Origin of the sequence: Rathayibacter sp. VKM Ac-2801 (assembly GCF_009834245.1) — a bacterium.
GTDB lineage: Bacteria > Actinomycetota > Actinomycetes > Actinomycetales > Microbacteriaceae > Rathayibacter.
In genome coordinates this window covers 2,663,713-2,689,078 of sequence record NZ_CP047183.1, presented here as the reverse complement: position 1 = coordinate 2,689,078, position 25,366 = coordinate 2,663,713, and the positions used below count along the sequence as shown (strand labels likewise).

Genomic DNA, 25,366 nt, shown 5'->3' with positions numbered 1-25,366 from the left:
CGCGGCCTGAGGGCCGCACGACCAGCAGCTCGAGAAGGGACTGCGCACCATGCCGCGCCTGTTCGGAACAGACGGCGTCCGTGGCCTCGCGAATCGCGAGGTCACGGCCGACCTGGCTCTCGGCCTCGCCCAGGCGGCCGCCCGTGTACTCGGAGCGGCCGCCCGGGCCGAGGGCCGTCGGCCCGTCGCCGTGCTCGCCCGCGACCCCCGCATCTCCGGTCAGTTCATCGGAGCCGCTGTCGCGGCGGGTCTCGCGAGCGCGGGAGTCGACGTGCTCGACGCCGGCGTCATCCCGACGCCCGCCACCGCCTACCTCATCGCCGACGAGAACGCCGACTTCGGCGTGATGATCTCGGCCTCGCACAACCCCGCCGCCGACAACGGCATCAAGTTCTTCGCCGCCGGCGGACGCAAGCTCCCGGACGAGCTCGAGAACCGCATCGAGGCGGCCCTCGGCGTCCCCCCGCTCACGCCGACCGGAGCCGACGTCGGCCGCATCACCCGCTTCTCCGACGCGGAGGACCGCTACGTCCTCCACCTGCTCGGATCCCTCGAGGGCACCCGCCTGGACGGCGTGCACGTGGTCATCGACTGCGCGCACGGCGCCGCCGCCGGCATCTCGCCCCAGGTGTTCACCGACGCCGGAGCGACCGTCACCGTGATCGGCAACGACCCCGACGGCCTCAACATCAACGACGGCGTGGGCTCGACCCACCTCGACAACGTCGCCGACGCCGTCCGCGCGGCCGGCGCCGACATCGGCATCGCCCACGACGGCGACGCGGACCGCTGCCTCGCGGTGGACGCCGAGGGCCGCATCGTCGACGGCGACCAGATCATGGCGATCCTCGCGACCGCCATGGCCCGCCGCGGCGCGCTCCGCGACGACGTCCTCGTCGCCACCGTCATGAGCAACCTCGGCCTCAAGCTCGCCATGCGCGACGCCGGCATCCGGGTCATCGAGACCGCGGTCGGCGACCGCTACGTCCTCGAGGCGATGAACGACGCCGGCTACTCGCTCGGCGGGGAGCAGTCCGGCCACGTCATCATGAGCCGCTACGCCACCACCGGCGACGGCGTGCTCACCGGACTCCAGCTCGCGGCAGAGATGGCCCGGACCGGACGCACGATCGCCGACCTGGCCGCCGTCATGTCCGTCTTCCCGCAGACCCTCGTCAACGTGCGCGGCGTCGACCGCGAGGGCGTCCGCGACGACGAGGTCATCGCCTCCGCCGTCGCCGACGCCACCACCGAGCTCGGCAGCGACGGCCGCGTGCTCCTGCGCCCCTCCGGCACCGAGCCGATGGTGCGCGTCATGGTCGAGGCGAAGACGCAGGAGACGGCCGACCGCCTCGCCGAATCGCTCGCCGCGGTCGTGCTCGAGCGGCTGCGTTCCTAGGGAGCCGCTCCCTGCGCGGCTCCCCGCGGTCGGCTCGAGGAGGTGGTCGCGCCGGGTGGAGCGGGTCGCGTTCGCCGCGGATGAATCGCTTGGCACGCGATTCCTCCGACGGCTTGCAGGGGGAGCCGCTCCCTGCGCGGCTCCCCGCGGTCGGCTCGAGGAGGTGGTCGCGCCGGGTGGAGCGGGTCGCGTTCGCGGCGCGTGGATCGCTTGGCACGCGATTCCCGTGACCGCTCGTGGGTGGTGCCGCTTCCTGCGCGGCGCCCCGCGGTCGGATCGGTGAGGTGGGCGCGCTGAGTGGAGCGGGTCGCGTTCGCCGCGGGGGAATCGCTTGGCACGCGGCTGTGTTCGTCGAGGGGCCGCTCCCCGCGCGGCCCTTCGCGGTCGGCTTCGTGAGGAGGTTGCGCGGGTGGAGCGGGGCGCCTCCGTTGCGCGTGAATCGCTTGGCACGCGATTCCCGCGACCGCTCGTGGATGGTGGCGAGCGTGCACGGATCCCGCGGTCGAGGGGCTCGGTGAGGCTGCTCCTGCGCGGTCTGCGGGGCGGAGTGGCGGCTCGCAACGGGCGGCGGGGCGCGGTCAGATCTTGCGGAGGAGGACCGAGGAGACGGTGTGGTCCGCCTGCTTGCGCAGGACGAGGCTCGCGCGGGAGCGGGTGGGGCGCACGTTCTGCAGCAGGTTCGGCTCGTTGATCGCGGCCCAGATGCTCCGTGCGCGCTCGCGGGCCTCGTCCGGGCTGAGCGCTGCGTAGCGGTGGAAGTAGGAGTTCGGATTCGCGAAGGCGCCCTGCTGCAGGGTGAGGAAGCGCTCCTCGTACCAGCGCGCGATGTCGCTGGTGCGCGCGTCCACGTAGACGGTGAAGTCGAACAGGTCGCTCACCGCCAGGCCGTGACCGGGCACCGGCGGCTGCAGCACGTTCAGGCCCTCGACGATCAGCACGTCCGGCCGCCGCACGACGATCTCCGCGTCGGGGACGATGTCGTAGGAGAGGTGCGAGTAGAACGGCGCGCGCACCTCCGCGGCCCCGCCCTTCACCTCCGAGACGAAGCGGAGCAGCGCCCGCCGGTCGTACGACTCCGGGAAGCCCTTGCGGCTCATCAGACCGCGGCGCTCCAGCTCTCGGTTGGGGAGCAGGAAGCCGTCGGTGGTCACCAGCTCGACGCGGGGCGTGTCCTCCCAGCGGGCGAGCAGCTCGCGCAGCAGGCGCGCGATCGTCGACTTGCCCACCGCGACCGACCCGGCGACGCCGATCACGAACGGAGTCGGCTGCGCGCGCTCCCCGAGGAACGTGCTCGTCGCGCGGTGCAGGTGCCGCGCGCCACCCGCGTACAGGCTGAGCAGGCGCGAGAGCGGCAGGTAGACCTCGGCGACCTCGGTGAGGCTCAGCCGGTCGCCCAGCCCCCGCAGCTGCACGACCTCGGTCTCGGACAGCGGCAGCTCCGTGCTGCGGGCGAGCTCGGCCCAGTCGGAGCGGACGATCTCGACGAAGGGGGAGGGGTGCGCGTCGCGCGCGGGATCGCGAGGAGACGACGGCATGGGGACCGATCCTAGCGTCCGCCCCGCCGGGTGCCGGACGCCGCGGGAGGCGCCTCTGCGCCGCTTAGAATCGAGCGCATGTGTGGAATCGTTGGATACGTCGGTGAGCGCGACAGCCTGGCCGTGCTGCTCGGGGGCCTGAAGCGTCTGGAGTACCGCGGCTACGACTCGGCCGGCGTGGCCGTGATCGACGCCGACGGGCAGCTCGACAGCCGCAAGCGATCGGGCAAGCTCAGCGTCCTGGTCGACGACCTCGAGGCGCACCCGCTGGCCGAGGGCACCACGGGCATCGGCCACACCCGCTGGGCGACGCACGGCGGCCCGACCGACCGCAACGCCCACCCCCACCTCGCGGACGACGGCAGGCTCGCCGTCATCCACAACGGCATCATCGAGAACTTCCAGCCGCTCAAGGAGCAGCTGCTCGCCGAGGGCGCCGTCTTCGAGAGCGAGACCGACACCGAGGTCGCCGCGCACCTGATCGCCCGCGAGTACCGCCGCACCGGCGACCTCGTGCTCGCCTTCCGGGCCGTCGTCGCGCACCTCGAGGGCGCCTTCACCCTGCTCGCCCTCCACCAGGACCAGCCCGGCGTGGTCGTCGGCGCGCGCCGCAACTCGCCCCTCGTGATCGGCCTGGGCGACGGGGAGAACTTCCTCGGCTCCGACGTGGCGGCGTTCGTCGAGTTCACCCGCCGCGCGGTCGCGATCGGGCAGGACCAGATCGTCACGATCACCCCCGAGCTCGTCACGGTGACCGACTTCTTCGGGAACCCCGTCGAGACCGAGCCGTTCGAGATCGCCTGGGACGCGTCGGCGTCCGAGAAGGGCGGCTGGTCGAGCTTCATGGCGAAGGAGATCACCGAGGGCCCCGAGGCCGTCGCGAACACGCTCCGCGGCCGCATCCACGAGGGCGCGATCACGCTGCCCGAGCTCGACGCGCTCGGCCCCGTGCTGACGGAGATCGACCGCATCACGATCATCGCCTGCGGCACGGCGGCCTACTCCGGCATGGTCGCCAAGTACGCGATCGAGAAGTGGGCGCGCGTCCCCGTCGAGGTCGAGCTCAGCCACGAGTTCCGCTACCGCGACCCGGTGCTCACCCCGCGCACTCTCGTCGTCTCGATCAGCCAGTCCGGCGAGACGATGGACACGCTGATGGCGGTCAAGTACGCCCGCGAGCACGGCGCCAAGACGCTCTCGGTCTGCAACACCCAGGGCGCGACGATCCCGCGCGAGTCGGACGCCGTCCTCTACACGCACGCGGGCCCGGAGGTGGCGGTCGCCTCGACCAAGGCCTTCGTCGCCCAGATCGCGGCGCTCTACCTGTTCGGGCTGCACCTGGCCGCGGTGCGCGGCGCCGCCTCCACCGAGCTCGTCGCCTCGCAGGCGGCCCAGCTCGCCGCGATCCCGGAGAAGCTCTCCCGCGTGCTCGACGCCTCCGACGACATCGCCCAGCTGGCCGGCTGGATGGCCGACACCCGCGCGGTGCTGTTCCTCGGCCGCCACGTCGGCTACCCGGTGGCGCTCGAGGGCGCGCTGAAGCTCAAGGAGCTCGCCTACATCCACGCCGAGGGCTTCGCGGCGGGCGAGCTCAAGCACGGCCCCATCGCGCTGATCGAGCCGGGCCAGGTCGTGTTCGTGATCGTGCCGAGCCCGAGCGAGTCGTACGAGCTGCAGCGCAAGGTGATCTCGAACATCCAGGAGATCAAGGCCCGTGGTGCCCGCGTCATCGCGATCGCGGAGCAGGGCGACACGGCCGCGATCCAGATCGCCGACGAGGTCGTCCCGATCCCGCTCGCCGACCCGCTGTTCGAGCCGCTGCTCGCCGTCACCCCGCTGCAGATGTTCGCGATGGAGCTCGCCGCCGCCAAGGGCCTCGACGTCGACCAGCCGCGCAATCTCGCCAAGTCGGTCACGGTCGAGTGATCGAGCCGTGATCGTGGGGATCGGGGTGGACGTGGTGGACCTCGCGCGCTTCGAGCGCTCGCTGACGCGTACCCCGCGGCTCCGTGATCGGCTGTTCGCCGAGAGCGAACGCTCGCTCCCCGTCGCCTCGCTGGCGGGCCGCTTCGCCGCCAAGGAGGCGCTGATCAAGGCGCTCGGCGACTCCGCGGGCGCCCGCTGGCACGACATGGTCGTCGAGCGGGACGAGCACGGCAATCCCTCCTTCGCGCTGCACGGCCCGGCCCGGGCGGCCGCCGAGGCGAGGGGGATCACGCGCGTGCACCTGTCGATGACGCACGACGCCGGCGTGGCCTGCGCGTTCGTCGTGGCCGAGTCGTGACCACCCCCGCGTCGTACCGCGAGGCGGTGATCGACGTCGACGCGATGGCGGCGAACGCCGCGCGCCTGCGCGAGCTCACCGGCGCCCGCCGGCTCATGGCCGTCGTCAAGGCCAACGGCTACGGGCACGGCGCCCTCGCCGCGGCGCAGGCGGCGCTCGACGGAGGCGCGGACGCCCTCGGCACGGCGGAGCTGCGCGAGGCCGTGGCCCTGCGGGAGGCCGGCGTCGTCGCTCCGATCCTCTGCTGGCTGCACGACCCCGGCGAGGACTTCGACGCCGCGCTCGAGCACTCCATCGACGTCGCCGTCTCCTCCACAGACCAGCTCGACACGCTCGCGCAGTCGGCGGAGGACCGCGGTGTGCGCGCCGCCGTGCAGCTCAAGGTCGACACGGGCCTCAGCCGCAACGGCGCCCCGGAGGAGGAGTGGCCGCGCCTGGCGGAGGCGCTCGCCCGCCACAGCGCGCGCGGGACCGTCCACCTCACCGGGCTGTTCTCGCACCTGTCCAACACCTCGCGCGAGGACGACCTCGCCCAGCTCGCGCTCCTCCGCCGCGCCGAGGCCGTGCTGGCCGAGCACGGGGTGCAGGCGCCGGTCCTGCACCTCGCCGCGACGGCCGCCGCGCTGCGCCTCCCGGAGGCCCGGCTCGACATGGTGCGCAGCGGCATCGCCCTCTACGGGCTCTCGCCGTTCGAGGACGAGACCTCGCTGCAGCTCGGGCTCGTCCCGGCGATGACGCTGCAGGGCCGCGTCGCCGGCGTCCGCCGGGTGCCCCACGGGACCGGCGTGAGCTACGACTACACCTGGCGCGCCGAGGGCGGGACGACCCTGGCGCTCGTGCCGTTCGGCTACGCGGACGGCATCCCGCGCAGCGCCTCCGGCGTCGCGGAGGTCTCGATCGGCGGCCGCCGCCACCGGATCGCCGGGCGGGTCGCGATGGACCAGTTCGTCGTCGACGTGGGGGATGCGAGCGTCGCGACGGGCGACCCGGTGACGCTCTGGGGCGATCCGACGACCGGCGTCCCCTCGGTCGACGAGTGGGCGCGCTGGTGCGGCACCATCAACTACGAGCTGGTCACCCGGCTCGGGCCGCGCGTCCAGCGGCGGCTGCTGAGCGCGGCGGACGGCCGTGCCTGAGCGCTCCTGGTTCGCGGACCGCGTCGTCGAGGTCGCTGATCCGGAGGCCATGGCGGAGCTGGGCCGCGAGCTCGGCCGAGTGCTGCGCGCCGGCGACCTCCTGGTGCTGACGGGGCCGCTCGGGGCGGGCAAGACCACCTTCACCCGGGGACTCGGCGAGGGCCTCGACGTGCGGGGTCCCGTGACGAGCCCCACCTTCGTGATCGCGCGGACGCATCCGCCGCTGCACGACGGGCCGCCGCTCGTGCACGTCGACGCCTACCGCGTGGGCTCGCCGGTCGAGCTCGACGACCTCGACCTCGACCTGGCGCGCTCGGTGGTCGTCGTGGAGTGGGGCGCCGGGATGCTGGACGGCGTCGCGGAGTCCTGGCTCGACGTGGTCATCGAGCGGCCGACGGCCGGCTCCGACGCCGACGAGGGCGAGGAGCCGATCGAGCCGCGGACCGTCCGCTTCCGCGGCACCGGCTGGAGCTGAGCCCGCGGGTACCCTGGACGCGTGCTCCTCGCGATCGACACCTCCTCCGGAACCTCCGTCGCCGTCGTCGACTCCGCGGGCGCCGTGCGCTCGGAGCGCACCGAGACCGACACCATGCGGCACGCCGAGGTGGTCGGCCGCCTGATCCAGGAGGCGCTCGAGGCGGCGGGCGTCGCGCCCGCGGGCATCGAGGCGGTCGCCGTGGGCATGGGCCCCGGCCCCTTCACGGGCCTCCGGGTCGGCATCGCCGCTGCCCGGGCGTTCGCGCTCGGCCGCGGCGTCCCCACTCTCCCCGTGGTCTCGCACGACGCGATCGCGCTCGCCGCGCTGCGGCACGGGCGCGCCGCGGGCTTCCTCGTCGTCACCGACGCCCGCCGCCGAGAGCTGTACTGGAGCGCCTACGACGGGCTCGACGACCAGGGGCTCCCCGTCCGCCTCGCCGGCCCCGGCCTGGACAAGCCGCCGGCCCTCCCGCATCCGGAGCTCCCGCGCCTGGAGGCCGAGTCGGTCTCCGCTGGCGAGCTCGGAGTCGTGGCCGCCCGCCTTCGCGCGGCCGGCCGCCCCGGCGCCGCGGACGAGCCCCTCTACCTCCGCTCGCCGGACGTCACGCTGTCGGCCGGCCCCAAGCGGGTGACCGCATGAGCGAGGCGGTGCTCCGCGACGCGCAGGCGGACGACCTCGACGCCGTCATGGCGATCGAGGAGTCCGAGTTCGCCGGAGACGCCTGGTCGCGCGGGATGATGGCGGAGGAGATCCGCAGCCGCCACACCCGCTACCTGGTCGCCGAGCAGGACGGCGAGGTGGTCGGCTACGCCGGGCTCCTCTGCCCCGTCGGCGCCCACGAGGGCGACGTGCAGACGATCGCGGTCGTCGCCCGGGTCCGCCGCACGGGCCTCGGCCGCCGGCTGCTGCGGGCGCTGCTCGAGGCGGCCCGCGAGCGCGGCGCCCGCGAGGTCTTCCTCGAGGTCCGCGCCGACAACCCCGCCGCGCAGACCCTCTACCGCTCGGAGGGCTTCGAGGAGATCGGCGTCCGCCCCGCCTACTACCAGCCCGACGGAGTGGACGCGATCGTGATGCGCCTGCCGCCGACCCCGACCCAGGAGACCCCGTGAGCACCGGACCCCTCGTCCTCGGCATCGAGACCAGCTGCGACGAGACGGGGATCGGCATCGTCCGCGGCACGACGCTGCTCTCGAACACCATCGCCTCCTCGATGGAGGAGCACGCCCGCTACGGCGGCGTCGTGCCCGAGGTGGCGGCCCGGGCGCACCTGGAGGCGCTCGAGCCCGCCCTGCACGCCGCGCTCGCCGAGGCCGGTGTCGCGCTCGGCGACCTGGACGCGATCGCGGTCACCAGCGGGCCGGGGCTCTCGGGCGCCCTCATGGTCGGCGTCGGAGCGGCGAAGGCGCTCGCCGTCTCGCTCGGCCTGCCGCTCTACGCCGTCAACCACCTCGTCGGCCACGTGGGAGCCGACGTCCTCCGCGCGGACGGCAGCGAGGGCAGCCCCGTCGAGGTGCCGACGATCGCGCTGCTGGTCTCGGGCGGGCACACCTCGCTCCTGCACGTGCGCGATCTGGTGTCGGACGTCGAGCTGCTCGGCGAGACCATCGACGACGCCGCCGGCGAGGCCTTCGACAAGGTGGCGCGCGTCCTGGGCCTGCCCTATCCGGGCGGACCGCAGATCGACCGGGTGGCCGCGGACGGGGACCCGAAGGCCATCCGCTTCCCCCGCGGGCTCAGCCTGCCGAAGGACCTCGAGCGCCACCGCTACGACTTCTCGTTCTCGGGGCTGAAGACCGCGGTCGCCCGCTGGGTCGAGAAGCGCCAGGACGCGGGGGAGGAGGTGCCCGTGGCCGACGTCGCGGCGAGCTTCCGCGAGGCGGTCGCCGACGTCCTGCTCACGAAGGCGCTCGCCGCGTGCCGCGACCGGGGCGTGCCGCGCCTCCTGCTCGGCGGCGGCGTGGTCGCCAACGCCCGGGTGCGCGCGCTGGCGGAGGAGCGGTGCGCGACGGCCGGAGTGACCCTGCGGATCCCGGCGCTCTCGCTCTGCACCGACAACGGCGCGATGATCGCCGCGCTGGCGGCGCAGCTGATCGAGGCGGGGCATCCCCCGTCGGGACTCGGCTTCGGCGCCGACTCGACCCTCCCGGTCACCGAGATCCAGGTCCGCTGAGGCGTCTACCGGGCGGTGGCCGGGGCGCGCAAGCGCCGTCCAGCTTTTTGACAGGCGGATCGTGCCACTGCCACTCTTGGCCGCATCCGCTCGTTCCTGACCCTGGGGGATTCCATGACCACTCCGTACACGCCCGCGTCCGACCGCTACAACATCCTGGCGATCATCGGCTTCATCGCCTCGTTCTTCGTCTCCATCGTGGGCATCGTGCTGGGCTTCATCGCCCTGTCGCAGATCAAGCGCACCGGGGAGAAGGGCCGCGGTCTCGCCCTCGCCGCCGTCATCATCGGCTTCGTCGCGATCATCATCACCATCATCTCGTTCGTCGCTCTCTTCTCGATCGCGGCGACCATGCCCACGACCGGGTACTGATCGACACGCCCCCGAGGCTCGGGGGCGCCCGCACCACCAGGAGGACACCGTGACCGACGAGACCGCGCCCGGACCGCAGACCGGACCGGCGCCCGCGCCGTTCGCCCCTCCGCTCGGCGAGCCGTCGGCGGCCTACCCGCCGCCGACGGCCGTCGCCGATCCCTACCCCGGGCTGCCGCCCCGCCGCCCGCCGATGAACCCGCTCGCGGTCGCGGCTCTGGTCTGCGGGCTGCTGGGCCTGGCTCCCGCCGCCATCGTCCTCGGCCACATCGGCTTCGCCCAGGCCGGACGCTCCGGACAGCGCGGCCGCGGCCCAGCGGTGGCCGGCTTCGTGCTGGGCTACCTCGCGATCGTCCTCGCGGTGATCGCCTACCTCGCCTGGACGGCCTTCGTCGGCGACCTTCGCGACGGCGGATACCTGCCCGCCTGACGCGGCGGAGGCCCCCGCCGCCGCGCGGGTGCTGGCTAGACTCGCGCCATGAGCGACGACAGCACCCGTCCCGGCCCCGGCTCCGACGAGCAGCACGGCTCCGTGCCGGTCCCGCCGGCTCCGCCCGTTCCGCCGGCTCCGCCCGCTCCGCCCTCGGCCGCGTCGCAGCCGTCAGCGCCGCTCGCGGACTCCGCGCCGCCGGCCTACGGGTCGCCGCCGCCCCCGCCCGCGTACCCCTCGGCGTCCGCCTATTCCTCTGCGCCCGGCCACCCCGCCGCCTACGCGGCCGCACCGGCGCCCGTCGTCCCGCGCACGCTGAGCCTCGTCGGAATGATCCTCGGCATCGTCGGCCTGGTCATCACTCTCTTCGCCGCCGGCTTCGGCTTCCTGCTGTCGGCTCCGGCCGTCGTGCTCGGCTTCCTCGGACGCCGCCGCGAGCCGGCCGCGCGCGGGTTCGCGCTGACCGCGATCATCACCGGGTTCGCCGGCATCGCCGTCTCGCTGATCTACCTGGCGGTCTTCATCGTGTTCGTGGTGGTGGCCCTCGCCGCCGGCACCTCCGGCTACTGAGCCGGCGCGGACCGGTCGACGCGCTCCGCGAGCAGGGCGCGGTGGCGCCCGGCGATCCGCGTCAGGATCAGCACCGCGCTGCCGGTGCCGGAGAGGCCCAGGCGCTTGCGGAAGCGGGCGGGGTCGACGTCCACCCCGCGCTTCTTGATCTCGAGCACGCCGATGCCGCGGGTGCGCAGCTCCTTCGCCAGCGTGCGCTCGTCCAGCGGCAGCTCGGCGAGGACCCGGAAGCTGCGGAGGAAGGGGGAGGCGGCCGCGTCGTCGCCGGTCAGGTACGCGATGCCGGGCGAGAGCATCCGCGAGCCGCTGGAGCGCGCGAGCTCGCCGAGGAGACGAGCGCGGATCGCGGAGCCGTCCGGCTCGTGCACGAACGCGCCGAGGGGGCCGACCTCCTCGTCCTCGCTGTCGCCCGCCGCGGTGAGCTCGGAGGAGCCGGCCGCGCCGAGCAGCAGAGCGGAACGGCGCACGCCCGGGCGCGCGAGGGCGCCGAACCAGAGCCCGGTCTCGACCAGCTCGCCGTCGACGGAGACCCACTGCGCCTCGGCGTCCCGCGGCAGGCGCTCGCGGTCGAAGCCCGGGCCCACCTTCACGCCCACCGGACGGTGCTCGGCCAGGCCGAACGCGAAGTCGAGCGAGGGGGAGTAGTCGTCCGGATCGTCGAGCCGGCGGGTCTCGCGGTGGCCGGCCGTGCGGCGCGCGGGGTCCAGGTAGACGGCGTCGAAGCCGTCGAGGTCGAAGGCCTCGGCCGTCGAGTGCACGGCGCTCGCCGCGGGGAACGGGGCGAGGTTGAAGCTGGCCAGCGTCGCGGTGACCTCGTCGGCTTCGACGGCGGTGACCGCCAGGTCGATCGCGGCCATCGCGAGGGCGTCGCCGCCGATCCCGCTGCCGAGGTCGGCGACGCGCACCGCTCCCGCGGCGGCGAACCGGCCGGCGTGCAGAGCGGCGACGCGCAGCCGGGTCGCCTGCTCGAGCCCCGCGTCCGTGAAGAGCATCGAGCGGGCGAACTCGCCGAACTTCGCCTCCGCCTTCTGCCGGAGCCTCGCCTGGGTCAGCACCGCCGCGACGAGGACGGGGGAGTGGCCGGCCGCTCGCAGGCGAGCCACGGCCCGCACCAGGTCGTCGGACCGGTAGCCGTCGAGGGAGTCGAGGAGCCGGAGGCCCTCGGGGGAGAGGAGCTCGACCAGCTCGTCGCGTCGCATCCGGCCATGGTAGGCCACGGCCTCGGGCGGGTCCGCCGCCCTGCTTGGCACTCTGATTGCACGAGTGCCAGCGGAGCCCCTACGATGGATCTAGCACTCTCGGAGCGTGTGTGCCAGAACCGCGTTCCGCCCACATCGTCGTCAAGAAAGAGGTCAACCGTGTCGGTGTCCATCAAGCCGCTCGAAGATCGCATCGTCATCAAGCAGGTCGAGGCGGAGCAGGTGACCGCTTCCGGTCTCGTCATCCCCGATACCGCCAAGGAGAAGCCGCAGGAGGGCGAGGTCGTCGCCGTCGGACCCGGTCGCATCGACGACAACGGCAACCGCGTGCCGCTCGACGTCGCCGTCGGCGACAAGGTGATCTACTCCAAGTACGGCGGAACCGAGGTCAAGTTCGGTGGCGAGGACCTGCTGGTCCTCTCCGCTCGCGACGTCCTCGCGGTCGTCGTCCGCTAGGCAGCACCACTCGGAAGGGCCCGTCGACCTCGGTCGGCGGGCCCTTCCGTCGTTCCCGGTCCTCCTCGCGACCAGTGGCCTGATCCGACCGGTGGAGGGCCATTCCCCCACCCCGCGCCTGCGTAGCATCGGGGGAGTGACCAGCTCCCGCACCCCTGCCGAGTCCGTCTCGCCGTCCCCCTCGGACGTGCCCGTCGGCGAAGGAGTGGAGGCTCTCGGAGCCGCAGGACGCCCGGGCGGGATGTCCGGCACGGGGCTGCTCTTCGCGTTCTCGGCCTACCTGCTCTGGGGCGCGATGCCCCTCTACTTCATCGCGATGGCGCCGGCCTCGCCGTTCGAGATCGTCGCCTTCCGGGTCCTCTTCTCGCTCGTTTTCTGCGTGATCCTGCTCACGGTCCTCCGCGGCTGGCGCTCCTTCGGCGCGCTGCTGCGCCGCCCCCGCCTGCTCGGCGTGATGGCGATCGCCGGCGTGCTCATCTACGTCAACTGGCAGGTCTACGTGATCGCCACGACCACGGGTCACGTCATCGAGGCGGCCCTGGGCTACTTCATGAACCCGCTGGTCACGGTGCTGCTGGGCGTCCTGGTGCTGCGCGAGCGCCTCCGGCCCCTGCAGTGGGCCGCGATGGGTGTCAGCGCCGTCGCCGTGCTGGTCATCGCCGTGGGCTACGGATCCTTCCCGTGGATCTCGCTCGCCCTCGCCTTCTCCTTCGGCCTCTACGGCCTGGTGAAGAGCCGGGTCGGCGGCACGTTGGACGCGGTCGGCGGGCTGACCCTCGAGACGCTCTGGCTGACGCCGCTCGCCGTCGTGCAGCTGGCGGTCGTCGGCTCCACGGTGGGGCTGACCCTGACGACGGAGGGGACGGGGCACGCCCTGATCCTCGCCTCGGCCGGCATCGTCACGGCCGTCCCGCTGCTCCTGTTCGCGGGTGCCGCCCGGCGCCTCCCGCTCTCGATCGTCGGCTTCGTGCAGTACCTGACGCCGTTCCTGCAGTTCCTCGTCGGGGCCTTCGTCCTCCACGAGGAGATGCCGCTCGAGCGCTGGATCGGCTTCGCGCTGGTGTGGGCCGCCCTGGCGATCTTCTCAGGCGACCTCGTCGCTGCGGAGCGCCGACGGCGCCGATCCTCCGTCTGATCTGCGGAACGCGTCGTCCTGGCGCGGCGCGACAGCGGAAAGGTAACGATCCGGTCGCGAAACGTATTGGTAACACCCCTGTATTGTTCACGGGTGCTTCGGAGGTTAGGTTGGCCGAGCGGTTGCCACCGGCGCCGCTCCCACTGACACACACCTCTCAAGGAGCAACATGGGCGTTTACGCGAAGGCCGGCTCGGCCCGCGCGCGGTCCCTCCGGGCAACCCTCGGCGGCGTCGCCATTCTGGGCGCCAGCGCTCTCGTCCTCGCCGGCTGCGCCGGCGGCGGCGACAGCGGATCGGGCGGCGACAGCGGCTCGGGCGACCTGTCCCTGAAGATCGGCACGATCCTCCCCCAGACCGGCACCCTCGCCGTCCTCGGCCCGCCCGAGATCGCGGGCGTCGACCAGGCGGTCGTCGACATCAACGACGCCAAGGCCGGCATCACGATCGACGTGGAGCAGAAGGACTCGGGCGACACCACGACCGACATCGCGACGCAGTCGGCCACGTCCCTCATCGCCGACAACGTCTCCGCCATCATCGGCGCGGCGTCCTCGGGCGTCTCGAAGACCTTCATCGACCAGGTGACCCAGGCGGGCGTCGTCCAGATCTCGCCGGCCAACACCTCGCCGGACTTCACGACCTACGACGACGACGGCTACTACTGGCGCACCGCTCCCTCGGACGTGCTCCAGGGCCGCATCCTCGGCAACAAGATCCTCGGCGACGGCAAGACCAACGTCTCGATCCTGTACATGAACGACGCGTACGGCACCGGCCTCGAGAAGAACATCAAGGAGACCCTCGAGGCGGGCGGAGCGTCCGTCGCGGCCGAGGAGATCTTCGAGCCGGCCTCGACCGACTTCAACTCGGCGCTGACCTCGGTCCTCGCCCCGAATCCCGACGCGCTGGTCGTCATCTCGTTCGACGAGATCAAGACCATCGCGGAGCAGCTCTCGGCCAAGGGCTTCGACTTCTCGAAGCTCTACGGCACGGACGGCAACTACGGCGTCATCGGCGAGTCCGACACGAACGTCGACATCGCCGGCGCTCAGTTCACCAACCCCGGCGTCCAGGCGTCCGAGGACTTCCAGGGCAAGCTGCAGTCGCTCGTCGAGTCGCAGGGCAACGACGCGCTGACCGTGTTCAGCTACGCGCCGGAGTCGTACGACGCGACGGTCCTGACCGCTCTCGCCGCGCTCCAGGGCAAGGCGACGGACGGTGCGACCATCCGCGACAACCTCATGTCGGTCTCGGAGGGCGGCACCAAGTGCACGACCTTCGCCGACTGCGCGAAGCTGATCGCCGACGGCGAGGACATCGACTACGACGGCCTCTCCGGCCCGATCTCGTTCGACGAGAACGGCGACACCAGCGAGGCCTCGGTCTCGATCTACAAGTACGGCACGGGCAACACCACCTCCTTCGAGGAGACCGTCGAGGGTTCGCTGAACTGACGACGCGGTGACGCGGCTCCTGCCGCACGCCTGAGGGGCTCGGTCTTCGGACCGGGCCCCTTCGCCGTTCCCGGAGCGCAGGGGCGGAGGCGCCGGTCGCGCGGACGGGCGCAGGGAGGCGCCGAGGCCGTCCCCGGGGGCGACACCGCCGTCGGGCGCGGACGGACGGCTCCGCGGCGTCCAGGGCCTCTCGCCGCGTCGAGGGAGCCTCTCCTCCTCGGTGAAGCGGCTCTCGCCTGCAGTGAGCGCCTCCGATCGCCTCTCTCGGCATCGAGGAGCGCCCTGCACGACCGCGGACGGGAGCGACGACGTCAGGCGGGAACGCAGAAGCGCGCGCCCTCCCGGGGAGGACGCGCGCTCGTGGAGTGCGGAGGGCCTAGGAGGCGCGGAGCAGCTCCGCCTCCTGCGCGAGGCGGTAGGTGACGAAGGAGCGGCTGTAGTTGCGGCGCTTGCCTCCGGTGGTCTCGGCGATGACGACCTGGGCGTAGACGCCGACGACGCGCCAGCGCTCGTAGTCGCCGATCGCGCCGGTGCCGAAGCCGGCTCCGAGTTCCACAGGGGCGGGGGTGTAGCTCTTCATGGTCGGCTCCTTCGAGGCGGACGACGCGGCGCTCGAGGCGCTGCGGGGAGGGGAGGAGATCGGCGGCCGATCGCGGCACCTACCGGGGGGAAAGGGGAGCGGGACGTCCCCCTGCGAGGCTGTCCCGTGTCCCCAAAACTACGGCAGGAGGGGCGATATCCCGTCCCCCTCGTGGGGGTCGCGGGTGCGGAGAGACTCTCGCTGTCCCGCCCCTGCCGCGGGTACAGGGGAAGGGGTGCCAGACCCGCCGTCCCGGCGACTTCCCGGGCCTGCGGCGGGCGCTGCGGAGAGGCCGCTGAGGGCCCGTCCGCGGCAGGCGAGCGGCCCCCTCGACTCCTCCTCCGGCACCCTGCGCGGCCGCGTCTCCGAGGATCGTGCCGCCCGCCTCCCCGCCCCGCTCCGACTCCTCGTCGTGCGGCCCGGCGTCCTGCCCCGGCGGCTCCGCCTCCGATCCGGAGCCGCACCGACCTGCTCGCCCCGACTCGGCGCCCCGGGGAACGACGAAGGGCCCGCCGTCCGGAGACGACGGGCCCTTCGCGGCGGGGATCAGCCGCCGACGGTCGGGGTGCTCGTGGTGACCTCGTTGGTCGTCGCGAGCGTGCCCAGGTAGAGCTCGATGACCTTGGGGTCGTTCATCAGCTCCCGGCCCGCGCCCTCGTAGGCGTCGCGGCCCTGGTCGAGGACGTACCCGCGGTCGCAGATCTGCAGCGCCCGCCGGGCGTTCTGCTCGACGATCATGATCGAGACGCCCGCGCGGTTGATCCGCTGCACGTTGACGAAGGTCTCGTCCTGCCGCATTGGGGACAGGCCGGCGCTGGGCTCGTCGAGCAGAAGCATCGACGGGTCCATCATCAGAGCCCGCGACATCGCCACCATCTGGCGCTCACCGCCCGAGAGCGATCCCGAGCGCTGCTTGAGCCGCTTGCTGAGCTCCGGGAAGAGCTCCGTCACGAACTCGAGCCGCTCCTTGTACAGCTTCGGCTTCTGGTACATGCCCATCTCGAGGTTCTCCTCGATGGTGAGCGACGGGAAGACGTTGTTGTTCTGCGGCACGAAGCCCACGCCCTTGGACACCAGCTTGTCGGCCTTGAGGCCGGTGATGTCCTCGCCGTTCAGCAGGACGGTGCCCTGGCGGATGTTGACCAGGCCGAACATCGCCTTCAGCAGGGTCGACTTGCCGGCGCCGTTCGGGCCGATGATCCCGACGAGCTCGCCGCGCTTCACGTAGACGTTCGAGCCGTTGAGGATGTTGACCCCCGGCACGTAGCCCGCGTGCAGGTCGTGCGTCTCGAGGGTGTTCGGAGTCGTCGTGTCGGCGGTCATTTCTCGTCCTTCTCGAATTCGACGGCCGGGGCGTCGGTCGTCGGGGCGACGCTCGTCGGCGCGGAGGCCGACGGGGACGCCGTCCCGGCGGCCGGAGCGTCGTGGCCGGGCGTCGGGATGCCGGCCTGCTCCGCCTGCCGCTCCACGTCCTCGCGGACGAGGTCGGAGTCCATCTCCTCGGCGATCTCGAGCTGGCCCTCGATCGTGCCCAGGTCGGTGTCGTGGTGAGCGCCCAGGTACGCGTCGATGACGGCCGGGTCGTTCATCACGGTCGAGGGCGGGCCCTCGGCGACGACCTTGCCCTCGGCCATCACGATCACCCAGTCGGCGATCGTGTTGACCATGTGCATGTCGTGCTCGACGAAGAGCACCGTCATGCCCTCGTCCTTCAGGTTCACGATGTGGCCCAGGAGCGACTGCGTCAGCGCCGGGTTCACGCCGGCCATCGGCTCGTCGAGCATGACGAGCTCGGGCTCCGACATCAGCGCCCGCGCCATCTCGAGCAGCTTCTTCTGGCCGCCCGACAGACTCGACGCGTAGTCGTCCCGCTTGGTGTCCAGCTTGAACTTCTCGAGCAGGCGGATCGCGCGCTGCTCGATCGAGTCCTCCTCCTTCGACCACAGCGGGCGGATGAGCGAGGTGAAGATGTTCTCGCCCTTCTGCCCCTTCGCGCCGAGCAGCATGTTCTCGAGCACGGTCATGCCGCCGAGCGCCTTGGTGAGCTGGAAGGTGCGCACCATGCCCATCCGCGACACCCGGTAGGCCGGGACGTTGGCGAGGTTCTTGCCCTTGAAGTTCCACTTGCCGGTGTTGGGCTTGTCGAAGCCCGTCAGCAGGTTGAAGAACGTGGTCTTGCCGGCCCCGTTCGGGCCGATCAGGGCGGTGATGGATCCGCGGGGGATCTCGAGGTGCTCGACGTCGACCGCGGTCAGGCCGCCGAAGCGGCGGCTGACGTTGTCGGCGACGACGATGGGGTCCTTCTTCCTGACCCCGGGGACGATTGCTTCCTCGGTGATGTCCGAGACCGGCGTCTTAGGCAAAATGCAGATCCTTCTTCTTGCCGAAGATCCCCTGGGGTCTGAAGATCACCAGGAGCATGAGGGCTACCCCCACCACGATGAACCGGATGGGTCCGGTCTGCACGGTGGTGAGGCGGATGAGGTCGTTGTTGAGGACCCCGGTGTCGATCCCGAGCGTGAGCAGTCCGTCGGTGAGACCGAGGACGACCCAGAAGATGATCGAGCCGACGACGGGTCCGAAGACCGTCGCGGCGCCGCCCAGCAGCATGATCGTGTAGAGGAAGAACGTGAGCTGGGTGCCGTAGTTGTCGGGCTGGAGCGAGCGGGGGAGGATGAACAGCGCTCCTGCGAGGCCTCCGAGGACACCGCCCAGGATCAGCGCCTGGATCTTGTACGAGAAGACGTTCTTGCCGAGCGAGCGCACGGCGTCCTCGTCCTCGCGGATGCCCTTGATGACGCGGCCCCAGGGGCTGCGCATCAGGAGGAACACCAGGAGGCAGGCCAGGAGCACGAGGCCCCAGCCGACGATCCGCACCCACCACTGGTCCTGGCTGTAGGTGAGGACGCCGATGCCCCAGCGGCCCTCGGGGAGCGGGTTGAGGTCGTTGAACGCCTTCGCCGCGCCGTTGATGCCCTCCGAGCCGCCGGTGATCGCCGAGAACTCGGGGGTCTTGACCGAGAGCCGGATGATCTCCGCCGCCGCGATCGTCACGATCGAGAGGTAGTCGGCCCGCAGCCGGAGCGTCGGGATGCCGAGGATCAGCGCGAAGACGGTCGCCGCGACGATGGTCGCGAGAAAGGAGCCCCAGACGGGCCACTCGAACTTGACCGAGGTGATGGCGAAGGCGTAGCCGCCCACCGCCATGAAGCCGGCCTGTCCGAAGTTGAGCAGCCCCGTGAATCCGAAGTGGATGACCAGGCCGATGGTCGCCAGCGCGTACGCGGCGACGGTGGGATCGACGATCTGCCCGATCGCCAGCCAGATGAAGTTGAGGTTCATGGTGTCCTAGCCGATCCGTTCCTTGCGGCCCAGGATTCCCTGCGGCCTGACCAGGAGGATGATGATCATGAGAACGAGCGGAGCCACGTACTTGAGGTTCTCCGGGATCCAGATCGTCGAGATGTTCATCATCAGTCCGATGATGAGCGAGCCGACCAGCGCGCCGTAGGCGGAGCCGAGTCCGCCGAGCGTGATCGCCGCGAAGATCAGCAGCAGGATCGACGCACCGGTGTCCCAGCGCAGCGACTGGTAGTAGCCGATGTAGACGCCCGCCAGTGCGGCGAGAGCGCCCGACATCACCCAGACGACGCGGATGACCCGCTCGACGTTGATGCCCGAGGCGGAGGCGAGGGCCCGGTTGTCCGAGACCGCCCGCATCGCCTTGCCGATCTTCGTCTTCGTGAGCACGTAGGCCACGGCGACGATGCAGACGATGCCGACCACGGCGCCGACGATGTCGGTGAACTTCAGGCTGATCCCGAGCTCCGGCACCGTGAAGAACGGAGCGGTGCTGTTGGGGAGCGAGAGGCGGTCGGCTCCGAAGAAGAAGACGAACACGTACCGCAGGGCCAGCGAGAGGCCGATCGTCACGATCATCAGCGGGATGAGCTGGATGCCCTTCTTCCGCAGCGGCTTCCAGAGCAGCCCGTCCTGGACGAAGCCGAAGGCCCCGCCGAGGAGCACCGCGATCGGGATGGCCAGCAGCGCCGGGAGTCCGAAGACCCCGGAGAAGAGGTAGGCCATCAGCGCGCCGAAGGTGACCAGCTCGCCGTGGGCGAAGTTGTTCAGGCCGGTCACGCCGTAGATCAGCGAGGCGCCGATCGCCGCGAGGGCGATCAGGAGTCCGAAGATCAGGCCGGTGACGACCTTCGGCCAGAAGATGATCCAGAACGTGTCGGCCGACACCGGCTGGTTCACCGCGTTGGACGTCCCGTCGGGGTTCGTCGCGTCGTTGCCGGTCGTGCCCTCGGTCGCAGGGCTCGTCGGAGCCGCGGAGTCCGTCGGGACCGGGACGGTCGCCCCGGAGCCCTTCGGGTTGGCCGTCGAGACGATGAAGTTCACGATCTGGTTCTGCGAGGCGACGATCTTCACCTGCTTCGGGTTCTGACCCGCTGCGGGGTAGCCCTTGTCGGCGGGCAGGGACTCCTCGTCGACGGTCACCGTGTAGGTGCCCGCGGCGTCGAGGGGGAACGTGGCCCGGCCGTCCTCGCCGGTGGTCACGGTCGCGGAGGCGTCGCCGCCGATCTCGACGGTCACCCCCGTCAGGTTCTCGTTCGTCCCCTGCACGCGGACCCAGGCGATGATCGACTGGTCGGCGGTGGTGGCGGCGAGTGCGGCGGGGGCCGCCGCGGCGATCCCGGTGAGGGTCGCGGCGAGCAGACCCAGGGCCAGGAGCCGGTCTCGGAGCCTCGGGCGTCTCCTATCCACGGGGCGCCTCCCGGTCCGTCGGATGCAGGGTCGTCGAGCGCTGGCGGCGCATCGAACGGCTGGCTGTGAGCAAGACGTCTACCTCTCGTCAGGGTGCACAGACGGATGGGGTCTCCGGGCACGCCCGAATCGCCGTCGTCAAACAACGTTGGTTGACCATACGTTCCGCATGTGTCGGCGGTGTTTCACCGTCGGCACTTATGCGTGACGACATTATGAGGGAGAGGAGAGCGCTCCAGCGCCCATCCGCGGCCCGGCGGCCGCGCCGTCGAGGAATACCGCGGGCCCCGCGGCGCTTAAGATCGAACAACCGTGGCGCTCGTGAGCGGACTCCTCCCGTCCTCTCCGGGCTCCCGCACTCGAACTGCTAAGGGGCATTGATGGACCAGCCGGATCCCTTCGGATTCCTCGGACTCACCTACGACGACGTCATGCTCCTCCCGGGGCACACCGACGTCATCCCGAGCGAGGCCGACACGGCCTCCCGCCTCACCAAGCGCATCAGCGTGGCGACCCCGCTGCTCTCCGCGGCGATGGACACCGTCACCGAGGCGCGCATGGCGATCGCGATGGCCCGCCAGGGCGGCCTCGGCGTCCTGCACCGCAACCTCTCCATCGCCGACCAGGCCGATCAGGTCGACCGGGTGAAGCGGAGCGAGTCGGGCATGGTCTCGAACCCCGTCACGACCACCCCGGACGCCACCGTCGCCCAGGTCGACGACCTCTGCGGCCAGTACCGGATCAGCGGCCTCCCCGTCGTCGACTCCACCGGCGTGCTCGTGGGCATCATCACCAACCGCGACATGCGCTTCGTCTCGCCGTTCGAGAAGGCGACCACGCTCGTCCGCGATGTGATGACCAGCACCGGCCTGATCACGGGCCGCGTCGGCATCCCCGACAGCGAGGTCATCGCCCTCTTCGCGCAGCACAAGATCGAGAAGCTGCCGCTCGTCGACGCGCAGGGCAAGCTCGCCGGGCTCATCACGGTGAAGGACTTCGACAAGTCGGAGCAGTACCCCAACGCCACGAAGGACGACGAGGGCCGCCTGCGGGTCGGCGCCGCGATCGGCTTCTTCGGCGACGCGTGGCAGCGGGCCACCGCCCTGCTCGACGCGGGCGTCGACGTGATCGTCGTCGACACCGCCAACGGCGACTCCGCCGGCGTGCTCGACATCATCCGCCGCCTGAAGTCAGACTCGGCGTTCGCCGGCGTCGACGTCATCGGCGGCAACGTGGCGACCCGCTCCGGGGCGCAGGCCCTCGTCGACGCCGGCGCCGACGCCATCAAGGTCGGCGTGGGCCCCGGCTCGATCTGCACCACCCGCGTCGTCGCCGGCGTCGGCGTCCCGCAGGTCACCGCGGTCTACGAGGCGTCCCTCGCCGCACGCGAGTCCGGCGTGCCCGTGATCGCCGACGGCGGCCTCCAGTACTCCGGCGACATCGCCAAGGCGCTCGTCGCCGGTGCCGACACCGTGATGCTCGGCTCCCTCCTCGCGGGCTGCGAGGAGAGCCCCGGCGACCTCGTGTTCCAGAACGGCAAGCAGTTCAAGACCTACCGCGGCATGGGCTCCCTCGGCGCCCTGCAGACCCGCGGCGAGCGGACCTCCTACTCGAAGGACCGCTACTTCCAGTCCGACGTGCCCACCGACGACAAGCTGATTGCCGAGGGCATCGAGGGCCAGGTCCCCTACCGCGGCCCGCTCGCGAACGTGGCGTACCAGCTCGCCGGCGGACTGCGCCAGTCGATGTTCTACGTCGGCGCCCGCACCATCCCCGAGCTGAAGGCGCGCGGGAAGTTCGTCCGCATCACGGCGGCCGGGCTGAAGGAGTCGCACCCGCACGACGTGCAGATGGTGGTGGAGGCGCCGAACTACCGGCGCTGAGGGGGTCTGGTGGGGCCGGCGGCGGATCAGGATTGCGGCCCCTCTGCCCGACGGGCCTGCGGCCCGTACGCCCGCCACGCCGGAGGGGACGCGATCCCGATCCGCCGCCTCCCTCCGGGAGACGAGCACCGGTCCTCGGCTGTGGAGCGGGGGACGCAGCGCGAGCGGCGCCGGGCGCCGCCGCGACTGCGCCGGGAGGGCGTCCGCCTCCCGTGACGCAGGGAAGGGGTGCCGCCACCCGCTCTGCGCCACGTGACCACCCGCTCTAGCCGACCCCGGGCGAGCGACCGGGCTTTCCAGAGCAAGGTGGTGGCGCGAACCGGCGATCCGCGTGCCAGCGGATCGTCGTGGTGCGGACGTGACCCGCTCTGCGGAACGCGCCCACCCGCCCGGGCCGACCGCGGGCGAGCGACGAGCTCTGCGAGGAGCGCGCCTGATCGGCACAGCGGATCGTCGTAGCGCGGACGCGGGACGCTTTGCGGAACGCAACCACCCGCCCGGGCCGACACGGCGGGTTGCTGAGCGCCGCTGAGCAAGGTCGGAGCGGTGACCGGCGATCCGCGTGCCAGCGGATCGTCGTAGCGCGGACGCGACCCGCTCTGCGGAACGCGCCCACCCGCCCGGGCCGACCGCGGGCGAGCGACGAGCGGAGCGAGGAGCGAGCCACAGTAAACTCGGCGTCATGGAGATCGAGATCGGGCGCGCCAAGCGCGCCCGCCGCGCGTACGCCTTCGACGACATCGCCGTCGTCCCGAGCCGCCGGACGCGCGACCCCGAGGTCGTGTCGGTGAAGTGGTCGATCGACGCGTACCAGTTCGCGACGCCGATCCTCGCCGCGCCGATGGACTCGGTGGTGTCGCCCGCGACGGCGATCCGGCTCGGGCACCTGGGGGCGCTGGGCGTCCTCGACCTCGAGGGCCTGTGGACGCGGTACGAGGACCCGGAGCCGCTGCTGGCGGAGATCCGCCAGCTTCCGGCCGAGACCGCGACGCAGCGGATGCAGGAGATCTACTCCGCTCCGATCCGCCCCGAGCTCGTGACCGCCCGCCTGGCCGAGATCCGCGCCGCGGGCGTCACCGTCGCCGGGGCCCTGTCGCCCCAGCGGACCGCGGAGCTGTACCAGACCGTCGTCGACGCCGGGGTCGACGTGTTCGTCATCCGCGGCACGACCGTCTCGGCCGAGCACGTCTCGCGCGACACCGAGCCGCTGAACCTCAAGAAGTTCATCTACGAGCTCGACGTGCCCGTCATCGTCGGCGGTGCCTCCACGTACACCGCGGCGCTGCACCTCATGCGCACGGGCGCCGCGGGCGTCCTCGTCGGGTTCGGCGGCGGCGCCGCCTCCACCACCCGCACGACGCTCGGCATCCAGGCTCCGATGGCGACCGCGGTCGCCGATGTCGCCGGCGCTCGCCGCGACTACCTCGACGAGTCGGGCGGACGCTACGTGCACGTCATCGCGGACGGCGGCCTCGGCACCTCCGGCGACATCGTGAAGGCCGTCGCGGTGGGCGCGGACGCCGTCATGCTCGGTTCGGCGCTGGCCCGCGCGACCGACGCTCCGGGCGGCGGCTGGCACTGGGGCGCCGAGGCGCACCACCCGCAGCTGCCCCGCGGCCGCCGCGTCGAGGTCGGCACCGTCGGCACTCTCGAGCAGGTCCTCTACGGCCCGGCCACCGGCGCCGACGGCACAGCGAACCTCATCGGCGCCCTGCGCCGCTCGATGGCGACGACCGGCTACTCCGACCTCAAGGAGTTCCAGCGCGTCGAGGTCGTCGTCGCGCCGTACCAGCCCAGCTGACGCTCACCGACCGAGGGAACCCCGGACCGTCGAGGCCGCCGTGAACAGCGGGCTCCCTCGACGGTCCGGGGTTCCCTCGACACGTCGGACGCCGGCGCGGGCCAGCCGGACGAGCAGCGGGCGGGAGTCGTAGGCTTCGCGCCAGCCCCAGCGGACGACGCTGCGGACCCGGGCGCGGAGCCGATCCTCCCGGCGCTTCTCGGCCAGCAGCACCTGCTCGGGCGAGCGGCCCCGGAGGAACGCCGGGTTGGTGTACTTGTGGTCGCCGTCCGCTTCGCCGATCACGCCCGCCTCCTCGAAGAAGAAGTCGACGGTCCCGGCGAGCCCGTCCTGGTCGCGCACAGGATGCTGGAGTACCGGCGCGGGCAGCCCGCCGAGGTGCACCGCTACTCGGCTGATCGACTCGAGCGGAGTCTCGGAGGCGGGATCGGCGAAGGCGATCACGGCGGCGCTCGTCGTGCGGCCCCGGGAGCCCGGGGGCAGCTCCGCGTGCCGGCGCAGGAGCTCCTCACGCGTGAGCAGGGGCGAGCCGCCCTCGTCGACGAGGCGGAGGGCGTGGTCGGCCGCGACGACGGCGCGCCGGAAGGAGGAGAACCGCGCCAGATCGAAGACGGTCTGCGCGAGGTCCGAGACGGCGAGACCGTCGATCAGCGCGAGCGAGGGCAGACGCGCGCTCCGGTGCTCGGCGACGCCGTTGCGCGTCCGGCTGCCCACGTCCGTCGCCCCCTCGACGTGGACGGTCTCCGCGAGCGGCTCGACCAGGGGGAGTCCCCAGACCGCCGCCGCCGACTCGCGGAGGAAGAAGGGCGCGGTCCAGGTCGCGGCCACTGCGTCGATCCGCGCCCGCTGCCTCTCGTCCACCGAGGTCTCCGCCCACTCGCCCGCCCGCACGTACACTCCGCGGCGCAGCCGCACGAACTCGTCCGACCGGCCGCACGCCTCGTCCCGGAAGATCCTCACCGCACTCATCCCCCCACTCTCGCCTCCTCGCTGCCCCTCCTCCCCTCCGCCTTCCCCGTCTGTGGAAACTCCCCTCCACCCCCTGTGGACAGCGAGGGAACCCCGGACCGTCGAGACCGCCAGGAACTGCGGGCTCCCTCGACGGGTCGGGGTTCCCTCGGCCGGAGGGCCCGGAGCGCGCCTAAGCTGGAAGTCCCGAGTGGGAGCGCCGCACGGCGCGGAGGGAGCACGCATGGTCGAGGTCCGCAGGGTCAAACTGCCCGGTGTCGGCGTTCTGCACACCTTCCTGACGGCCGACGGCGGCAAGGTCGGCGTCATCGCGCACCGCTCCGGCCACAGCGACCTGATCACGTTCGCCGAGGGCGACCAGGACGGCGCCAAGGTGTCGCTCCGCCTGAGCGACGACGAGGCTCACACGCTCGCCGAGCTGCTCGGCGGCACGCAGATCACGGAGTCGCTCACCGCGCTCGACCAGATCCCGGGCCTCTCGATCGACTGGTTCACCGTCGACTACGACGACCACATCGCCGGACAGCAGCTCGGCAAGCCCGCCGACCGCGGGATCGTCGGGCTGACCGTCGTCGCCGTGGTCCGCGGTGACGCCGCCAACCCGGCGCCGGCTCCCGACTTCCGCGTCTTCCCCGGCGACACCCTCGTGGTCGCCGGCAGCCCCGAGAAGGTCGCCAAGGCGTTCGCGTTCTTCCGCACCGGCAGCTTCGCCAAGACGGTCGACGCCCCGCCCGGAGCCTGAG

General features: G+C 72.1%; 25 protein-coding genes. 17 read left to right on the top strand and 8 right to left on the bottom strand.

Features of this window, described 5'->3' with window-relative positions; translation table 11 throughout:
• Positions 1–49 precede the first annotated feature (49 nt).
• A complete protein-coding gene (gene glmM / locus GSU45_RS12455) occupies positions 50–1,399 on the top strand; it encodes a phosphoglucosamine mutase (protein WP_159915361.1) in 1,350 nt (449 codons plus the stop codon).
• Positions 1,400–1,977: 578 nt separating this feature from the next.
• On the opposite strand, the gene coaA is transcribed toward glmM, so the two are convergent.
• Complete coding sequence (gene coaA / locus GSU45_RS12450) at positions 1,978–2,934, bottom strand: type I pantothenate kinase (protein WP_159915360.1); 957 nt, start codon at positions 2,932–2,934, stop codon at positions 1,978–1,980.
• Positions 2,935–3,012: 78 nt separating this feature from the next.
• On the opposite strand from coaA, the gene glmS reads away from it, so the two are divergent.
• The 10 genes from glmS to GSU45_RS12400 all read left to right on the top strand — a co-directional run bounded on the left by glmS (position 3,013) and on the right by GSU45_RS12400 (position 10,374).
• Positions 3,013–4,860 carry a glutamine--fructose-6-phosphate transaminase (isomerizing) gene (gene glmS / locus GSU45_RS12445; RefSeq protein WP_159915359.1) on the top strand — a complete coding sequence of 616 codons (1,848 nt, stop codon included), beginning with the start codon at positions 3,013–3,015 and terminating at the stop codon, positions 4,858–4,860.
• A gap of 7 nt (positions 4,861–4,867) precedes the next feature.
• Positions 4,868–5,218: a holo-ACP synthase gene (locus tag GSU45_RS12440; RefSeq protein WP_159915358.1), complete on the top strand. Its 351-nt coding sequence runs from the start codon at positions 4,868–4,870 to the stop codon at positions 5,216–5,218.
• Positions 5,215–6,354, top strand: a complete 1,140-nt coding sequence (alr, locus tag GSU45_RS12435) for an alanine racemase (protein ID WP_159915357.1) — start codon at positions 5,215–5,217, stop codon at positions 6,352–6,354. The genes GSU45_RS12440 and alr overlap by 4 nt, the downstream gene beginning before the upstream one ends.
• Positions 6,347–6,829: a tRNA (adenosine(37)-N6)-threonylcarbamoyltransferase complex ATPase subunit type 1 TsaE gene (gene tsaE / locus GSU45_RS12430; protein ID WP_279631097.1), complete on the top strand. Its 483-nt coding sequence runs from the start codon at positions 6,347–6,349 to the stop codon at positions 6,827–6,829. The genes alr and tsaE overlap by 8 nt, the downstream gene beginning before the upstream one ends.
• A 21-nt stretch (positions 6,830–6,850) precedes the next feature.
• On the top strand, positions 6,851–7,471 hold the full coding sequence (gene tsaB / locus GSU45_RS12425) for a tRNA (adenosine(37)-N6)-threonylcarbamoyltransferase complex dimerization subunit type 1 TsaB (RefSeq protein WP_159915356.1): 621 nt from the start codon (positions 6,851–6,853) through the stop codon (positions 7,469–7,471).
• The gene (rimI, locus tag GSU45_RS12420; protein WP_104234156.1) at positions 7,468–7,941 is read left to right on the top strand and encodes a ribosomal protein S18-alanine N-acetyltransferase; all 474 of its coding nucleotides are present in this window, start codon (positions 7,468–7,470) and stop codon (positions 7,939–7,941) included. Before tsaB ends, rimI begins: the two co-directional genes overlap by 4 nt.
• Entirely contained in the window at positions 7,938–9,002 is a 1,065-nt protein-coding gene (gene tsaD / locus GSU45_RS12415) for a tRNA (adenosine(37)-N6)-threonylcarbamoyltransferase complex transferase subunit TsaD (protein ID WP_159915355.1), read from the top strand. Before rimI ends, tsaD begins: the two co-directional genes overlap by 4 nt.
• Before the next feature lie 114 nt (positions 9,003–9,116).
• Positions 9,117–9,374, top strand: a complete 258-nt coding sequence (locus tag GSU45_RS12410; protein WP_104234158.1) for a DUF4190 domain-containing protein — start codon at positions 9,117–9,119, stop codon at positions 9,372–9,374.
• Positions 9,375–9,423: 49 nt separating this feature from the next.
• Positions 9,424–9,804: a DUF4190 domain-containing protein gene (locus GSU45_RS12405; protein WP_159915353.1), complete on the top strand. Its 381-nt coding sequence runs from the start codon at positions 9,424–9,426 to the stop codon at positions 9,802–9,804.
• Between the two features lie 48 nt (positions 9,805–9,852).
• Positions 9,853–10,374 (top strand): DUF4190 domain-containing protein, encoded by a 522-nt coding sequence (locus tag GSU45_RS12400; RefSeq protein ID WP_159915351.1) that lies wholly within the window; start codon positions 9,853–9,855, stop codon positions 10,372–10,374.
• Here GSU45_RS12400 and GSU45_RS12395 read toward each other — a convergent pair.
• The gene (locus GSU45_RS12395) at positions 10,368–11,573 is read right to left on the bottom strand and encodes a class I SAM-dependent methyltransferase (RefSeq protein ID WP_159915349.1); all 1,206 of its coding nucleotides are present in this window, start codon (positions 11,571–11,573) and stop codon (positions 10,368–10,370) included. The genes GSU45_RS12400 and GSU45_RS12395 overlap by 7 nt on opposite strands.
• A 159-nt stretch (positions 11,574–11,732) precedes the next feature.
• Here GSU45_RS12395 and groES point away from each other — a divergent pair, with 159 nt between their 5' ends.
• The 3 genes from groES (at position 11,733) to GSU45_RS12380 (ending at position 14,620) form a co-directional block, all read left to right on the top strand.
• Positions 11,733–12,029 (top strand): co-chaperone GroES, encoded by a 297-nt coding sequence (gene groES, locus GSU45_RS12390; RefSeq protein WP_097167691.1) that lies wholly within the window; start codon positions 11,733–11,735, stop codon positions 12,027–12,029.
• A 241-nt stretch (positions 12,030–12,270) separates the two neighbouring features.
• Positions 12,271–13,164, top strand: coding sequence for an EamA family transporter RarD (gene rarD / locus GSU45_RS12385; protein ID WP_159917110.1), 894 nt, complete (start codon positions 12,271–12,273; stop codon positions 13,162–13,164).
• Positions 13,165–13,333: 169 nt separating this feature from the next.
• Positions 13,334–14,620 carry an ABC transporter substrate-binding protein gene (locus GSU45_RS12380; protein WP_159915347.1) on the top strand — a complete coding sequence of 429 codons (1,287 nt, stop codon included), beginning with the start codon at positions 13,334–13,336 and terminating at the stop codon, positions 14,618–14,620.
• Positions 14,621–14,996: 376 nt separating this feature from the next.
• On the opposite strand, the gene GSU45_RS12375 is transcribed toward GSU45_RS12380, so the two are convergent.
• The 5 genes from GSU45_RS12375 to GSU45_RS12355 all read right to left on the bottom strand — a co-directional run bounded on the left by GSU45_RS12375 (position 14,997) and on the right by GSU45_RS12355 (position 19,970).
• Positions 14,997–15,200, bottom strand: a complete 204-nt coding sequence (locus GSU45_RS12375) for a hypothetical protein (RefSeq protein ID WP_104234164.1) — start codon at positions 15,198–15,200, stop codon at positions 14,997–14,999.
• Positions 15,201–15,746: 546 nt separating this feature from the next.
• On the bottom strand, positions 15,747–16,523 hold the full coding sequence (locus tag GSU45_RS12370; protein WP_104224729.1) for an ABC transporter ATP-binding protein: 777 nt from the start codon (positions 16,521–16,523) through the stop codon (positions 15,747–15,749).
• Positions 16,520–17,563: an ABC transporter ATP-binding protein gene (locus GSU45_RS12365; protein ID WP_159915345.1), complete on the bottom strand. Its 1,044-nt coding sequence runs from the start codon at positions 17,561–17,563 to the stop codon at positions 16,520–16,522. Before GSU45_RS12365 ends, GSU45_RS12370 begins: the two co-directional genes overlap by 4 nt.
• On the bottom strand, positions 17,556–18,542 hold the full coding sequence (locus GSU45_RS12360; RefSeq protein WP_104224731.1) for a branched-chain amino acid ABC transporter permease: 987 nt from the start codon (positions 18,540–18,542) through the stop codon (positions 17,556–17,558). Before GSU45_RS12360 ends, GSU45_RS12365 begins: the two co-directional genes overlap by 8 nt.
• A 6-nt stretch (positions 18,543–18,548) precedes the next feature.
• Entirely contained in the window at positions 18,549–19,970 is a 1,422-nt protein-coding gene (locus GSU45_RS12355) for a branched-chain amino acid ABC transporter permease (protein WP_159915343.1), read from the bottom strand.
• 380 nt (positions 19,971–20,350) lie between these two features.
• Between GSU45_RS12355 and guaB the strand changes: the two genes are divergently transcribed.
• Together guaB and GSU45_RS12345 are read left to right on the top strand one after the other, a co-directional pair.
• Entirely contained in the window at positions 20,351–21,853 is a 1,503-nt protein-coding gene (guaB, locus tag GSU45_RS12350) for an IMP dehydrogenase (protein WP_159915341.1), read from the top strand.
• Between the two features lie 682 nt (positions 21,854–22,535).
• Positions 22,536–23,654: a GuaB3 family IMP dehydrogenase-related protein gene (locus GSU45_RS12345; protein WP_159915339.1), complete on the top strand. Its 1,119-nt coding sequence runs from the start codon at positions 22,536–22,538 to the stop codon at positions 23,652–23,654.
• 3 nt (positions 23,655–23,657) lie between these two features.
• On the opposite strand, the gene GSU45_RS12340 is transcribed toward GSU45_RS12345, so the two are convergent.
• A complete protein-coding gene (locus tag GSU45_RS12340; RefSeq protein WP_159915337.1) occupies positions 23,658–24,623 on the bottom strand; it encodes a hypothetical protein in 966 nt (321 codons plus the stop codon).
• 223 nt (positions 24,624–24,846) lie between these two features.
• Here GSU45_RS12340 and GSU45_RS12335 point away from each other — a divergent pair, with 223 nt between their 5' ends.
• Positions 24,847–25,365 (top strand): TrkA C-terminal domain-containing protein, encoded by a 519-nt coding sequence (locus GSU45_RS12335; RefSeq protein ID WP_068256939.1) that lies wholly within the window; start codon positions 24,847–24,849, stop codon positions 25,363–25,365.
• Position 25,366 lies beyond the last annotated feature (1 nt).

Excerpts from the sequence above, each read along its gene's own strand:
- glmM (WP_159915361.1), top strand. The coding sequence starts at position 50 with ATGCCGCGCCTGTTCGGAACAGACGGCGTCCGTGGCCTCGCGAATCGC.
- coaA (WP_159915360.1), bottom strand. The coding sequence starts at position 2,934 with ATGCCGTCGTCTCCTCGCGATCCCGCGCGCGACGCGCACCCCTCCCCC.
- glmS (WP_159915359.1), top strand. The coding sequence starts at position 3,013 with ATGTGTGGAATCGTTGGATACGTCGGTGAGCGCGACAGCCTGGCCGTG.
- rimI (WP_104234156.1), top strand. The coding sequence starts at position 7,468 with ATGAGCGAGGCGGTGCTCCGCGACGCGCAGGCGGACGACCTCGACGCC.
- GSU45_RS12410 (WP_104234158.1), top strand. The coding sequence starts at position 9,117 with ATGACCACTCCGTACACGCCCGCGTCCGACCGCTACAACATCCTGGCG.
- GSU45_RS12400 (WP_159915351.1), top strand. The coding sequence starts at position 9,853 with ATGAGCGACGACAGCACCCGTCCCGGCCCCGGCTCCGACGAGCAGCAC.
- GSU45_RS12395 (WP_159915349.1), bottom strand. The coding sequence starts at position 11,573 with ATGCGACGCGACGAGCTGGTCGAGCTCCTCTCCCCCGAGGGCCTCCGG.
- rarD (WP_159917110.1), top strand. The coding sequence starts at position 12,271 with ATGTCCGGCACGGGGCTGCTCTTCGCGTTCTCGGCCTACCTGCTCTGG.
- GSU45_RS12380 (WP_159915347.1), top strand. The coding sequence starts at position 13,334 with ATGGGCGTTTACGCGAAGGCCGGCTCGGCCCGCGCGCGGTCCCTCCGG.
- GSU45_RS12375 (WP_104234164.1), bottom strand. The coding sequence starts at position 15,200 with ATGAAGAGCTACACCCCCGCCCCTGTGGAACTCGGAGCCGGCTTCGGC.
- GSU45_RS12370 (WP_104224729.1), bottom strand. The coding sequence starts at position 16,523 with ATGACCGCCGACACGACGACTCCGAACACCCTCGAGACGCACGACCTG.
- GSU45_RS12360 (WP_104224731.1), bottom strand. The coding sequence starts at position 18,542 with ATGAACCTCAACTTCATCTGGCTGGCGATCGGGCAGATCGTCGATCCC.
- guaB (WP_159915341.1), top strand. The coding sequence starts at position 20,351 with ATGGACCAGCCGGATCCCTTCGGATTCCTCGGACTCACCTACGACGAC.
- GSU45_RS12345 (WP_159915339.1), top strand. The coding sequence starts at position 22,536 with ATGGAGATCGAGATCGGGCGCGCCAAGCGCGCCCGCCGCGCGTACGCC.
- GSU45_RS12340 (WP_159915337.1), bottom strand. The coding sequence starts at position 24,623 with ATGAGTGCGGTGAGGATCTTCCGGGACGAGGCGTGCGGCCGGTCGGAC.
- GSU45_RS12335 (WP_068256939.1), top strand. The coding sequence starts at position 24,847 with ATGGTCGAGGTCCGCAGGGTCAAACTGCCCGGTGTCGGCGTTCTGCAC.